Source organism: Pseudarthrobacter sp. NPDC092419 (assembly GCF_044755045.1).
In the GTDB taxonomy this organism is placed as follows: Bacteria; Actinomycetota; Actinomycetes; order Actinomycetales; family Micrococcaceae; genus Arthrobacter.
The window spans coordinates 220,723-234,545 of the sequence record NZ_JBIVQF010000002.1 but is presented as its reverse complement, the minus strand read 5'-3'; the positions used below and the strand labels follow the sequence as shown (position 1 = coordinate 234,545).

General features: G+C 66.9%; 10 protein-coding genes. 7 read left to right on the top strand and 3 right to left on the bottom strand.

Translation table 11 applies throughout. From position 1 onward, the window contains the following. Window positions 1-77: 77 nt before the first annotated feature. From gcvP to ACIQC0_RS04395, 7 genes are all read left to right on the top strand, one after another. A complete protein-coding gene (gene gcvP, locus ACIQC0_RS04425) occupies window positions 78-2,951 on the top strand; it encodes an aminomethyl-transferring glycine dehydrogenase (RefSeq protein WP_400532896.1) in 2,874 nt (957 codons plus the stop codon). Between the two features lie 13 nt (window positions 2,952-2,964). Continuing rightward, window positions 2,965-4,086 (top strand): glycine cleavage system aminomethyltransferase GcvT, encoded by a 1,122-nt coding sequence (gene gcvT / locus ACIQC0_RS04420; protein WP_400532894.1) that lies wholly within the window; start codon window positions 2,965-2,967, stop codon window positions 4,084-4,086. A 98-nt stretch (window positions 4,087-4,184) separates the two neighbouring features. Then, window positions 4,185-4,568: a glycine cleavage system protein GcvH gene (gene gcvH, locus ACIQC0_RS04415; RefSeq protein WP_377216754.1), complete on the top strand. Its 384-nt coding sequence runs from the start codon at window positions 4,185-4,187 to the stop codon at window positions 4,566-4,568. Beyond that, window positions 4,565-5,872, top strand: a complete 1,308-nt coding sequence (glyA, locus tag ACIQC0_RS04410) for a serine hydroxymethyltransferase (RefSeq protein ID WP_400532892.1) — start codon at window positions 4,565-4,567, stop codon at window positions 5,870-5,872. Before gcvH ends, glyA begins: the two co-directional genes overlap by 4 nt. 92 nt (window positions 5,873-5,964) lie before the next feature. After that, on the top strand, window positions 5,965-7,362 hold the full coding sequence (locus ACIQC0_RS04405; RefSeq protein WP_400532890.1) for an L-serine ammonia-lyase: 1,398 nt from the start codon (window positions 5,965-5,967) through the stop codon (window positions 7,360-7,362). A 13-nt stretch (window positions 7,363-7,375) separates the two neighbouring features. Continuing rightward, the gene (gene lipA, locus ACIQC0_RS04400; RefSeq protein ID WP_400532888.1) at window positions 7,376-8,389 is read left to right on the top strand and encodes a lipoyl synthase; all 1,014 of its coding nucleotides are present in this window, start codon (window positions 7,376-7,378) and stop codon (window positions 8,387-8,389) included. 45 nt (window positions 8,390-8,434) lie between these two features. Next, window positions 8,435-9,724 carry an MFS transporter gene (locus ACIQC0_RS04395; protein ID WP_377216603.1) on the top strand — a complete coding sequence of 430 codons (1,290 nt, stop codon included), beginning with the start codon at window positions 8,435-8,437 and terminating at the stop codon, window positions 9,722-9,724. 12 nt (window positions 9,725-9,736) lie between these two features. Here ACIQC0_RS04395 and ACIQC0_RS04390 read toward each other — a convergent pair whose 3' ends face one another. The 3 genes from ACIQC0_RS04390 to ACIQC0_RS04380 form a co-directional block, all read right to left on the bottom strand. Then, the gene (locus ACIQC0_RS04390; RefSeq protein ID WP_400532886.1) at window positions 9,737-12,079 is read right to left on the bottom strand and encodes a glycoside hydrolase family 65 protein; all 2,343 of its coding nucleotides are present in this window, start codon (window positions 12,077-12,079) and stop codon (window positions 9,737-9,739) included. Between the two features lie 120 nt (window positions 12,080-12,199). After that, complete coding sequence (locus tag ACIQC0_RS04385) at window positions 12,200-12,937, bottom strand: HAD family hydrolase (RefSeq protein WP_377216601.1); 738 nt, start codon at window positions 12,935-12,937, stop codon at window positions 12,200-12,202. Between the two features lie 105 nt (window positions 12,938-13,042). Continuing rightward, a complete protein-coding gene (locus ACIQC0_RS04380) occupies window positions 13,043-13,660 on the bottom strand; it encodes an alpha/beta hydrolase (protein WP_400532883.1) in 618 nt (205 codons plus the stop codon). Between the last annotated feature and the right edge of the window lie 163 nt (window positions 13,661-13,823).

Sequence of the window (13,823 nt, the reverse complement as noted above, 5' to 3'; positions counted from 1 at the left end):
TCAGGTCCAATACAGAGCGGGGAGGAACCCACCGTATACCGCGCCACCCTAATGGCAGGCCAGACCTGGAGTTCCTCATGACGATTCAGTCCCTTCAATCAACGTTCGTTGACCGGCACATTGGCGCCCGCCGCCAGTCCGATATCGACACCATGCTCAAGACCGTTGGCTACGACTCCGTGGACGGCCTTGTAGACGTGGCGGTTCCGGCAGCCATCCGCCAGGAGACTGCCCTTCGCCTGCAGGACGCACTCAGCGAGGTCGAAGTCCTCGCCGAGCTGCGCCGCCTGGCCGCCAAGAACAAGACTGCCGTCCAGATGATCGGCCAGGGCTACTACGACACCATCACCCCGGCCGTGATCCGCCGCAACATCCTGGAAGCGCCCGCCTGGTACACCGCGTACACGCCGTACCAGCCGGAAATCTCCCAGGGCCGCCTTGAAGCACTGCTGAACTTCCAGACCATGGTCCAGGACCTGGTGGGCCTGCCCATCGCCAACGCTTCGCTGCTGGACGAAGCCACCGCCGTGGCCGAAGCCGTGCTGCTGATGCGCCGGGCCAACAAGAACAAGGATGCCAAGGACGGCAAGACGGTCCTGGACGCTGACGTCCTGCCCCAGACCATCGCCATCGTGAAGGGCCGCGCAGAGGCCCTCGGCTTCGAGGTGGAAGTCGCCGACCTGTCCGCGGGCCTCCCCGAAGGCACGATCAACGGCATCGTCCTGCAACAGCCCGGCGTGTCCGGGCGCGTGTGGGACCAGGCCGGCGTCATCGCCGAGGCCAAATCCCGCGGCGCGCTGGTCACCGTCGCCGCAGACCTCCTGGCCCTGACCCTGATCACCCCTCCAGGTGAGCAGGGCGCCGACATCGCCGTCGGTTCCACCCAGCGCTTCGGTGTTCCGCTGTTCTTCGGCGGCCCGCACGCCGCCTACATGGCCGTCCAGAAGGGCCTGGAGCGTTCCCTCCCCGGCCGCCTGGTGGGCGTGTCCAAGGATGACGCCGGCGCCCCCGCCTACCGTCTGGCCCTCCAGACGCGCGAGCAGCACATCCGCCGCGAGAAGGCCACCTCCAACATCTGCACCGCGCAGGCCCTGCTGGCCATCGTCTCCTCCTTCTACGCCGTCTACCACGGCCCGGACGGCCTGAAGGCGATCGCCGAGAACGTCCACAACAACGCCCGCATCCTGGCCACCGCGCTGGAAACCGCCGGTCGCGAACTGGTGTCCGGCACCTTCTTCGACACCCTGACCGTCCGCGTGCCGGGCAAGGCACGCAAGGTCATCACCGCCGCCGAGGCGCGCGGCATCAACCTCCGCTTCGTCGACGAGGACACGGTGGGTGTGTCCGTGGATGAAACCACGACGACGGAAACTCTCTCCGCGGTGGCCGTCGCCTTCGGTGCCGGTCCGGTGGGTGACGCCTCCGGCTTCGAGCTGCCCGCCGAAGTCGTCCGCACCTCCGGCTACCTCGAGCACCCGGTGTTCAACACGCACCGCTCCGAAACCCAGCTGCTGCGCTACATCCGCAGGCTCTCCGACCGCGACCTGGCCCTTGACCGCACCATGATCCCGCTGGGCTCGTGCACCATGAAGCTGAACGCCACCGCCGAGATGGAAGCCATCTCCTGGCCGGAATTCGCCTCCATCCACCCGTTCGCACCGGAATCCCAGACCGCCGGCTGGCGTGAACTGATCGAAGGCCTGGAATCCGACCTTGCCGAGATCACCGGCTATGACCAGGTGTCTATCCAGCCCAACGCCGGATCCCAGGGCGAGCTCGCCGGCCTGCTGGCCATCCGCGGCTACCACCTGTCCCGCGGCGACGAGCAGCGCACCGTCTGCCTCATCCCGGCTTCCGCGCACGGCACCAACGCCGCCTCCGCGGTCCTGGCCGGCATGAAGGTCGTCGTGGTTGCCACCGCACCGGACGGCACCATCGACCACGCGGACCTGACGGCGAAGATCGAGGCTAACAAGGACGTCCTGTCCTGCATCATGATCACCTACCCGTCCACGCACGGCGTATACGACGGCGACGTCCGCGACGTCTGCGACGCCGTGCACGCTGCGGGCGGCCAGGTGTACGTTGACGGTGCCAACCTGAACGCCCTGGTGGGCCTGGCGCAGCCGGGCAAGTTCGGCGGCGACGTCTCGCACCTGAACCTGCACAAGACCTTCTGCATCCCGCACGGCGGCGGCGGACCCGGCGTCGGCCCCGTTGCAGCCAAGGCGCACCTGGCCCCCTTCATGCCCGGCGACGCCAACAAGGCCGCGCACGAGGAAGGCCACGGCGTGGCGATCTCCGCCTCGCGCTACGGCTCCGCCGGCGTGCTGCCCATCTCCTGGGCCTACGTCAAGCTCATGGGCGGCGCCGGACTGACCGAGGCCACCAAGTCCGCGCTGCTGGCAGCGAACTACGTCGCAGCCCGCCTGAACGGCTTCTTCCCCGTCCTCTACACCGGCGAAGGCGGACTCGTGGCACACGAGTGCATCCTGGACCTGCGTGAACTGACGGCCCGCACCGGCGTCACCGCCGAGGACGTGGCCAAGCGCCTCATCGACTACGGCTTCCACGCCCCCACCCTTGCGTTCCCGGTGGCCGGAACCCTGATGGTGGAGCCCACCGAATCCGAGGACCTCGGCGAGATCGACCGCTTCATCAACGCGATGATCAGCATCCACGCCGAGATCGAGCAGGTTGCCAACGGTGACTTCACCCTGGCCGGCTCCCCGCTGCGCAACGCCCCCCACACGGCAGCCGCCGTCGTCAACACCGGCTGGGACCGTAGCTACCCCCGCGAGCAGGCCGCGTTCCCGCTGCCGTCCCTGAAGCAGGACAAGTACTTCCCGCCCGTAGGACGCATCGACGGCGCAGCCGGCGACCGCAACCTCATCTGCTCCTGCCCGCCGCTTGAGGAGTTTGAGGACTCCGCGGCCGGTTCCGACAACTAAAGGACACGCTCCAATGACCGAGAAATTCACTGCGCTCTACGACGAGCACAAGAAGGCCGGCGCCTCCTTCACCGACTTCGGTGGCTGGCAGATGCCGCTCAAGTACGAATCCGAACTGGCCGAACACCACGCCGTGCGCAACGCCGCCGGCCTGTTCGACCTCTCCCACATGGGCGAAGTCTGGGTTACCGGCCCGGACGCCGCGGCATTCCTGGACTACGCCCTGGCCGGCAAGCTCTCCGCCGTGGCCGTGGGCAAGGCCAAGTACTCGCTGATCTGCCAGGAAGATGGCGGCATCATCGATGACCTGATCTCCTACCGCCGCGCCGAAGACAAGTACCTGGTGGTTCCCAACGCCGGCAACGCCGCTGTTGTGGCCGCCGCCCTGGCCGAGCGCGCCGCCAACTTCGACGTCACGGTGGAGGATGTCTCCGCCGAAACCTCGCTCATCGCGGTGCAGGGCCCCAACGCCGAAGCAATCCTGCTGACCCTGGTCCCCGCGGACCAGCACAGCCTGGTGAGCGAACTGAAGTACTACGCGGCGGTGGAGGTAGGCATCAACGGTCTGGACCTGCTCCTGGCCCGCACCGGCTACACCGGCGAAGACGGCTTCGAGATCTACGTGCCCAATGGCCAGGCTTCCGGCCTGTGGGACGCACTCCTCGAAACCGGCAAGGACCAGGGCCTCATCCCGGCCGGCCTCGCCAGCCGCGACTCCCTGCGCCTCGAAGCCGGCATGCCGCTCTACGGCAACGAGCTCTCCCGCGAAGGAAACCCCTACGCCGCAGGCCTTGGCCCGGTTGTTTCCCTGGCCAAGGAGTCCGACTTCGTGGGCAAGGCCGCCCTGGCCGAGCTCAAGGCAGCCGGCGCGGGCTCCACCATCGGGCGCAGGCTCGTGGGCCTCAAGGGCCTGGGCCGCCGCGCCGGCCGCGCCCACTACCCCGTGCTGAAGGACGGAAACGTCGTGGGCGAGGTGACCTCCGGCCAGCCCTCCCCCACGCTCGGTTACCCGGTCGCCATGGCCTATGTCGACGTCGAACACTCCGAGGTGGGCACCGCCCTGGACATCGATCTCCGCGGCAAGGCCGAACCCTTCGAGGTTGTGGCCCTGCCGTTCTACAAGCGCCAGAAGTAAACGAGTGGCCGGCCACTCCCGGACGCTCTCTCACTTGATGCGCGGTTTGGACCGACGCTCTCTCACTTTTTGACACCCGAACTTAAGGAAATATCACCATGGCTAAAGTTGCCGCTGAACTGAAGTACTCCGCCGAGCACGAGTGGGTTGCCGCCGATGGCGACGGCCCCGCCGGCATCGGCATCTCCGCCGTCGCCGCCGAAGCACTGGGCGACATCGTGTACGTGGACCTGCCCGAGGTCGGTTCCACCGTGACCGCCGGCGAAACCTGTGGCGAGGTGGAGTCCACCAAGTCCGTCTCGGACCTGTATGCCCCCGTGACCGGCGAGATCACCGAGATCAACGAAGCCGTTGTGGCCGATCCCGCCCTCATCAACAGCGACCCCTACGGCGCAGGCTGGCTTTTCAAGGTTGCCGTGTCCGAGGAAGGCCCCCTCATGACCGCTGAGGAATACGCAGCAGCCAACGGCGGCGAGCTGTGAGCGCCGCCGCCACCGCCGCTTTCCAGCAGGTGGACGCTCCGAGCCTGAACGCAGACCTGTCCGCCCTGGACCCGGAGATTGCAGTAAAGATCGACGCCGAACTGGGCCGCCAGCGCGACGGCCTGGAGATGATCGCCTCGGAGAACCACACCGCGGTGGCCGTAATGCAGGCGCAGGGCTCCGTGCTGACCAACAAGTACGCCGAGGGCTACCCGGGCAAGCGCTACTACGGGGGCTGTGAGCACGTTGACGTCATCGAACAGTTGGCCATCGACCGCGTGAAGGCCCTGTTCGGCGCCGAATACGCCAACGTCCAGCCGCACTCCGGTGCGCAGGCCAACGCCTCAGTGATGCACGCGCTCATTAAGCCCGGCGACACCATCATGGGCCTGAACCTGGCCCACGGCGGCCACCTGACGCACGGCATGAAGATCAACTTCTCCGGCAAGCTCTACAACGTGGTCCCCTACCAGGTCCGCGAAGACACCCACACCATTGACATGGTTGAGGTGGAACGCCTGGCGCAGGAGCACAAGCCGCAGCTGATCGTGGCCGGCTGGTCCGCGTACGCACGCCAGCTGGACTTCGCCGAGTTCCGCCGGATTGCCGATTCCGTCGGCGCCTACCTGATGGTGGACATGGCCCACTTCGCCGGCCTGGTGGCCGCCGGGCTGCACCCGTCACCGGTGCCGCACGCCCACGTCACCACCTCCACCACGCACAAGACCCTCGCCGGTCCGCGCGGCGGCATCATCCTCTCGAACGACGCCGATATCGCCAAGAAGGTCAACTCGGCCGTGTTCCCGGGACAGCAGGGCGGCCCGCTGGAACACGTGATCGCCGGCAAGGCCGTGGCCTTCAAGATCGCAGGCTCGCCGGAGTTCAAGGAGCGCCAGGAGCGCGTCCTGGCCGGTGCCCGCATCCTGGCCGAGCGCCTGGTCCAGCCTGACGTAGCCGCCAAGGGCATCAGCGTGGTCTCGGGCGGCACGGACGTGCACTTGGTCCTCGTTGACCTGCGCAACTGCGAGCTGGACGGCCAGCAGGCCGAAGACCGCCTGGCCGCGATTGACATCACCGTCAACCGCAACGCCGTTCCGTTCGACCCTCGCCCGCCGATGGTCACCTCCGGCCTCCGCATCGGCACCCCTGCCCTGGCCACCCGTGGCTTCGGCGAGGCTGCCTTCGCCGAGGTTGCGGATATCATCGCCGAGGCATTGACGGCCGACGCCGACGCTGACCTTTCCGGCCTGCGTCACCGCGTGGAGGCACTCGCCGCTGCGCACCCGCTCTACCCGGGGCTTTAACTATGCGCGAGATGGCAGTTCACGGCAATGATTCGGAAGAACATTGGTGTGAACTGCCATCTCGGCACATAACTTTTAGTTAGGAACCTGTCATGGCCGTTGGCGTCTTTGATCTTTTTTCCATTGGGATCGGGCCCTCGAGTTCGCACACCGTGGGCCCTATGCGGGCTGCCGCGGTGTTTGCCGAGGAGCTCAAGGCTTCCGGCGCCCTGGACAACGTGGCTGGCCTGCGGGTGGACCTCTACGGTTCCCTGGCTGCGACCGGCCACGGGCACGGCACCATGACCGCCATCCTGCTGGGCCTGGAAGGTTTCCACCCCGAGAAGATCCTGCCCCAGGAAGTAGAGGACCGGCTTGCGGCCATCGCCGAAACCGGCACCCTCCAGCTCGCAGGTTCCATTCCCCTGCCTTATGGCGTGAAGGACATGGTGCTCCGCCCCTTGACCGTCCTGCCCCGCCACACCAACGGCATGACCTTCACCGTCACCGGCACGGACGGCGAAGTCCTGCACACCGCCACGTTCTTCTCCGTGGGCGGCGGCTTCATCGTCCGCGAGGGCGAAGAAGATGCGGCCCTCAAGGAACTGGACGAGTCCAAGAAGGAACTGCCCTTGCCGTTCCGGACCGCCGCGGAGCTCCTGGGCCGCTGCCAGTCCAAGGGCCTGTCCATCGGCGAGATCATGTTCGTCAACGAGCGCGCCTCCCGCTCCGAGGAGGAGATCCGCGAAGGGCTGCTGGAAATCTGGGCGGTCATGGAAGCGTGCGTGGAAACGTCGCTGAAGCGCGAGGGGCTGCTGCCCGGCGGACTGAAGGTCCGCCGTCGTGCGCCCGACTGGCACGAACGCCTCCTGAAGGAGGACAAGGACCGGGACCCGAAGTACTGGCAGGAATGGGTGAACCTGATCGCCTTGGCCGTCAACGAGGAAAATGCCTCCGGCGGACGGGTGGTCACCGCCCCCACAAACGGCGCAGCCGGCATCATTCCCGCCGTCCTCTACTACGCGCTCCACTACGCCCCGGGCATGGACAAGGCCACACAGCAAGATCGCGACGACGTCGTGGTCAAGTTCCTGCTGACCGCCGGCGCCGTCGGGGTGCTTTACAAGGAACAGGCCTCGATTTCGGGCGCCGAGGTAGGCTGCCAGGGCGAGGTGGGATCGGCGTCGTCGATGGCCGCCGCCGGCCTGGCCGAAGTCATGGGCGGCACGCCCCAACAAGTGGAAAACGCCGCGGAAATCGCCATGGAGCACAACCTGGGCCTGACCTGCGATCCGATCGGCGGCCTGGTGCAGGTTCCCTGCATCGAACGCAACGCGATCGCTGCAGCGAAGGCCATCAATGCTGCGAAGATGGCGCTGTGGGGCGACGGCACCCACCGTGTTTCCCTTGACGAGGTCATCGTGACCATGCGCGAAACCGGCAAGGACATGTCCTCCAAATACAAGGAAACGGCCATGGGCGGCCTCGCCGTCAACGTCGTGGAATGCTAAGGAAAGAGTACTGATGACATTGGCACCTGAGGGCCGGAAGATGCTGCGGATTGAGCAGCGTAACGCGGCTGTCCCGGTGGAGCGGAAGCCGGAGTGGATCAAGGCGAAGGTCCAGATGGGGCCGGAGTTCGTCGGACTGAAGAACCTGGTCAAGAAAGAGGGCCTGCACACGGTGTGTGAGGAGGCCGGCTGCCCGAACATCTTCGAGTGCTGGGAAGACCGGGAAGCGACGTTCCTGATCGGCGGGTCCGAATGCACCCGGCGGTGTGATTTCTGCCAGATCGATACCGGCAAACCGTCCCCGGTGGACATGTTCGAACCCACCAAGGTGGCCCGGTCGGTCCAGTCGATGAACCTGCGCTACGCCACCGTGACCGGGGTGGCCCGCGACGACCTCGCCGATGAGGGCGTGTGGCTGTACGCCGAAACGGTCCGGAAGATCCACGAACTGAACCCCGGCACCGGCGTGGAGCTGCTGATCCCTGACTTCTCCGGCAACCCCGGGCACATCAAGGCGATCTGCGACTCCGCCCCGGAGGTCTTCGCGCACAACGTCGAGACCGTGCCCAGGATCTTCAAGCGGATCCGGCCCGCGTTCCGGTACGAACGGTCCCTGGATGTCATCACCCAGGGCCGGAACCTGGGCATGGTCACCAAGTCCAACCTGATCCTGGGCATGGGCGAAACCCGCGAGGAAATCTCCGAGGCCCTGCGGGACCTGCACGCGGCCGGGTGTGACCTGATCACCATCACCCAGTACCTGCGCCCGTCCGAGCGGCACCTGCCCGTGGACCGGTGGGTCAAGCCCCAGGAATTCCTGGACCTGCAGCACGAAGCCGAAGAGATCGGCTTCCTCGGCGTCATGTCCGGGCCCCTGGTCCGGTCCTCCTACCGGGCCGGACGGCTCTGGGCCACCGCCATGCGCAAAAAGGGACGCGAAATCCCCGAACACCTCGCCCACATCGCCGAAGGCATCCAGGACTCCGGCACCACCCGCCAGGAAGCCGCCAGCCTCCTCGCCCGCTAACCCGACCCCGTGCTGCTTTAAGAGGTGCGGAACTAGGATTGGGGGATGCCCACCCCCAAGGCCCTGCGTCCGTTTGCCCACCGTGAATATCGGGTCCTGACCTCCGCTTTGGCCATTTCGATCTTCGGCTCGGGCATGTGGGCGGTGGCCATGGTCTACCAGGTCATCCACTTGGGCGGGGGCCCGCTGGAGTTGTCCATGGTGGCCGCTGCCGGCAGCGTGGGCCTCGTGGCGTTCGTTCTGGCCGGCGGCATCGCTGCGGACCGGATTCCACAGCGCCGCCTGATCATCGCCGTGGAGGGTGCCAACCTCGCCGTCATCGCCGCCGTGAGTGGACTGGCAATGACCGGGCTGCTGCAGATCTGGCACCTGGCGGCAGGAGCGTTCGTGCTGGGCGTGGGCGCAGCCTTCTTCTTCCCGGCCTACTCCGCCATCCTGCCGCGCATCCTTCCCCCGGGCGACCTCCTGGCCGCCAACGGGATGGAAGGGACCATGCGCCCTGTGCTGCAGCAGGCCGCCGGTCCCGCGGTGGCGGGCGTCGTGGTGGCGGCCCTGTCGCCGTCGCACGCGGTGACCGCCGTGGCAGTGTGCCACCTGCTCGCGTTCGTCGTGCTGAATTTCCTGGGCCGGCCAGCACCAGGGACGGAGGCAGGCACCGAGCCGGCCAGGAAGTCCACCTTCGTCCAGGACCTCCGGGAAGGCGTCGCGTACACAGTCCGCACGCCCTGGCTCCTCTGGACGCTGCTTTGGGCGTGCATCTCCGTGCTGTTCCTCATCGGCCCCATCGAGGTGCTGGTCCCCTTTGTGGTGCGCGACCAGCTGGGCGGCGACTCCCGCATGTTCGGCTTCCTGCTGGCAATCCTTGGTGCTGGTTCGGCGCTGGGTTCGCTGCTGACCGCATCGCTGCCGCTCCCCCGCCGCTACCTCACGGTGATGATGGCGGCGTGGGGCACGGGCACCCTGCCGCTGGCCGCCGTCGGAATCATGGACAGCTTCTGGGCCGTTGCCGCGGCGCTGTTCGTCTTCGGCGCCACCGGCAGCATCGGTATGGTCATCTGGGGCACACTGCTGCAGCGGCGCGTGCCTGCGCACCTGCTGGGCCGGGTGTCCAGCCTGGACTTTTTCGTCTCGCTGGCCCTGATGCCGGTGTCCATGGCCTTAGCTGGCCCGGCCGCCGAGGTGCTGCCCATCTGGCTGATCTTCCTGGTGGCCGGGGCCGTGTGCCCGGTCATGGCGGTGGTCGCGCTGGCCGCCGCCAGGATGCCGGACGACGAACTGGCCCACCCCCTGGACCACTCACCGGGGCTGGAACGCACGACGGCGGCCGGAGACTGACGCACGAGGCGCTTAGCTGCGGCCTCGCACCACAGGAATGCTCGACGTCGGCAGCTGGCTCGGGAAGACCGTCGCCTCGGGCGCGTCGACCGGCCCCAGCGCCACCTTCAATGGCGCGGCGCCCACGGTGAGCAGCTGCCCCCGCACGTCAACCTCGAGCGGTTCGCCGTCCTGCACCACCAGGGTAAGGGAACCGGCGTCGAGCGTTACCTGCAGGAGCCGTCCGCGGATCATCAGGTGGAACGACAGCCCATCCCAGGAGGCCGGCAGGCGCGGGTCAAAGAACGGCACGGGGCCCTGGTCACGCAGGCCAGCGAAGCCACACACCAGCGAGCTCCACACGCCGCCGGTGGACGCGATGTGCACACCGTCGATCGTGTTGCCGTGGGTGTCGTCGAGGTCGATGAACGCCGCGTTAGTGAAGTGTGCCAGCGCCTCGCGGGAGTAGCCCACCTCGGCGGCCATGATGCCCTGGACGCAGGCAGACAGCGTGGAGTCGCCGGTGGTGATGGGGTCGTAGAAGTCGAACGCGCGCTGCTTCTCTTCCGCGGTGAAGTCCTGCCACTGCAGGAACATGGCCAACACCGTGTCCGCCTGCTTCAGCACCTGGTGGCGGTAGATGACCAGCGGGTGAAAGTGCAGGAGCAGCGGGTACTTGGAGCGCGGGGTGTCCCAGTCCCAGGCTTCAAGCGTCATGAAGTCGTTGTCCTGCGAGTAGACCTGCATGCGCTCGTCGTAGGGCAGGTGCATGCGGTCCGCGGCGGCATCCCACAGCTGCCGCTCCTCATGGGTGACGCCTGCGTGCTCCAGTGCAGCGGCGGCACGGAGGTTAAAGCGGGCCATGACGTTCGTGTAGAGGTTGTCGTTGACCACGGCCGTGTACTCATCCGGGCCGGTGACGCCGTGGATGTGGAAGAGCCCGTCCTTGCCGAAGAAGCCGAGCGAGATCCACATGCGCGCGGTTTCGATCAGGAGTTCGGCGCCCATCCCGTCCCGGAACGCTGTGTCTTCGGTGGCCCACAGGTAGCGGTTGGTGGCGAAGGCGATGGCCGCGGCGATGTGGAACTGGGCGGTGCCGGCGGCGTAATAGGCGCTGGCCTCCAGCCCGTTGATGGTGCGCCACGGGAACAGTGCACCGTCCACGCTCAATTCCTTGGCGCGGTACCGGGCCTCGGGAAGCATGGCGTGACGGAACTCGAGGACCTGGCGTGCGCCGTCGGGATTCGTGTACGTCAGGTAGGGCAGGAGATAGACCTCCTGGTCCCAAAAGTAGTGGCCCTCGTAGCCTGACCCGGTGACGCCCTTGGCGGGGATGCCGGCCACGTCCGCGCGGGCGGTGGCCTGCGCCAGCTGGAACAGGTTCCAGCGGATGGCCTGCTGCAGCCCCGGCTGGCCGTCCACCACAATGTCCGAGGTGGCCCAGTAGGCGCCATAGTGCGCCGCGCTCTCGGCAAAGACGTCCTGCACGGACAGCAGGCCGGCTTCAGCAGCTTCGGCTGCATCCGCGGCGTCATCGTGGGCGTCGAAGACGGCTGCGTAGCTGACACTCTTCTCCAGCCGGAAGGGCTCCTCCGCCGTGACGGCCAGGACGTAGCGGACGTTGCTGTCGTCCTGGTCCACCTTCGTCTCAAACGGCTGGTGGCCCGGTGAAGTCCAGTGGTCTACGGCCACGCCGACGCGCTGCCGGGACGCTGCGGTCTGCCAGGCGAGCCGGAGGGAGCCGTCGCCGCCGTCGAGCCGCAGCGGCTGGAGGACCCGGCCTGCGTGCCGGCCGGAACGCCGCGGATCATGCTCCGAGTGGTCCTCCACAGGCTGATCCTGACGGTTGATGACCGAGGATGTGACGTCCAGCGAGACCAGCCGGTCCGTCTCCACGTCGAGGGAAAGACCCAGGCTGCCGCGTGAAACGTAGCCAACAGCGCGGCGTTCCGTGGTGGTCACGGCGGCGCCGGAGCGGCACAGCCAGGTGGTGCGGCACTCGTAGACACCTGTGGAGAAGTCCACCGAACGGCGGTAATCCAGCACCTCGGACTCGGCGAGGCTGAGCACTTCGCCATCCACCACGATGGTGAAGTTGTTGGCGTCCGGCACGTAGATGATGCGCTGGCCGGTCCGGGCGAAACCAAACGCGTTCTCCGCGTGCTTGATGTCCCAGGTCTCGTGCAGCCCGTTGATGAACGTGCCGGGCAGCTCGGCGTCCGACGTGGCCGAGTGGGCACCGCGGATGCCCAGGTGGCCGTTGCCCAGGGCAAAGATGGTTTCCAGGGTGCCGGCATTGCCCGGTTCGTGCCGTGTTTCCACGAGCTGCCAGGGGGTGTCGGGGAACCTTTCGCGGTCCGCTGTTATGAGAGCCATGGTGTTGGGGTCCTTTTGGCGGTTGGCTGCACTGCCGGCTCGTGGCCGGGCCAGATCTTCGGCGGTGGTGCGGCGTTTCGGGTCTCGCAGGGCTTTTTTGGGGGGAGGAGCCGCTGCGGTTTAGGGAACGAGTTCCTGCAGGTCGTTGACCACCAGGGTGGCACCGGCGTCGAGCAGGACCTGCCGGCCGGCGCCGCGGTCCACGCCGATGACGGAGTGGAACTGCCCTGCCCGGCCGGCCTGGACGCCAGATACGGCGTCTTCCACCACGACGCATTCCTTGCTGGGCAGTCCCAGGAGCCGGGCGGCGTACTCGTAGGTGGCGGGGCTCGGCTTGCCTGGCAGGCCTTCGCGGGCTGCGACCACACCATCCACCACCACGGGGAAATGGTGGCTGAGGCCGGCGGCGTCTAGGACCGCCGGGGCATTCCGTGAAGAAGATACGACGGCGACCTTCAGTCCGCGGGCCAGCGCAGCTTCCAGGAAACGCACCGACCCTTCGAACGGCTCGACACCGGCGCTGACGATCTCGTTGAAGACCGCGTTCTTCCGGTTGCCCAGGCCCTGCACCGTGTCGTTGGCCGGATTGTCATCCAACGGACCTTCCGGGAGGGTGATTCCGCGCGATGCAAGGAAGTCCCGTACGCCGTCGAACCGGGGCTTACCGTCGATGTGGTCGAAGTAGTCGCTTTCGCTGTAGGCCCGGGCCTCCGGATGTGCGGCAAGGTAGCCCTCGAAGAGTTCCTGCCAGGCCTTTTCGTGCACAGTGGCGGTGGGGGTGAGCACGCCATCGAGGTCGAAAAGGATGCCGGACGCGCCGGTCCAGGCGGGGGCGTCGGTTGCAGTGTGTTCAGTCATCAGCAGTGCAGTGTCCTTAGTCCCCCAGTCTAGTGGCCGCGGTCGCGGCCGAAGTAGAGTGTAAGCGCTTACAAATTTGGCTGGCAACTGTTTTTTCCCGCACCCCTAGCCAGATACGTAGTGACGCAGGAATGCGGACACGTCTGCCATCTCCCGCTTGGACATCGCATGGCCCATGCCGGGGTAGGTCCGGGCGGTCAGCATGGTGTGTTTTTCCAGCCACTCGGCGGTGTAGCTGATAGCATCCGGGTTGATCACCAGGTCTGCTTTGTCCCGGCCCCAGAAAAACGGCGGCTTAGCCTCGAACGAGTCCGTCAGGGCAAGGAGCTCGTTGCTCAGCACGAAGCCGGACAGCCCCACCACAGCCCGGTAGTCCGCTGGATGCAGGCGAAGAAGCGTGCTTGCCATCGCCATGCCCTGCGAATATCCCAGCAAGCTGACGCTGGTGTGCCGGCCCCGGACGGAATCCACCCAGGCGTGCACCTGATTGCTGACGCGGACCACGTCCGCGAAGTCATTGGCCAGGAAATAGTCCAGCAGAAACCAGCCATAGTGGTCGCCCACCGGCATTGGCGCACGGAGTGCCGCACAGGTGAACTCCGGAGGAAGGTAGTCGAAGAGCCGGACCATACGCGATTCATCCGTGCCATAGCCGTGCATCATGACCAGCAGCGGAGTTCCCGGCCGCTGGTCCCCGGGGCGCGACCACACGACAGTGTCCATGGGCCCCATGCTAGCGAGAGCGAACCGTGCGGTCCTCCCGCTGCGGGCGCGGCTCGTTGAATCGGCCGGGGGCGCGGGGTACGGTGACGCTTACAGGCAGGACTCGACACACCGGCAGTAGCACCTACTGGATCCGCAACCCGCGGACACGAAGGAGTACGTC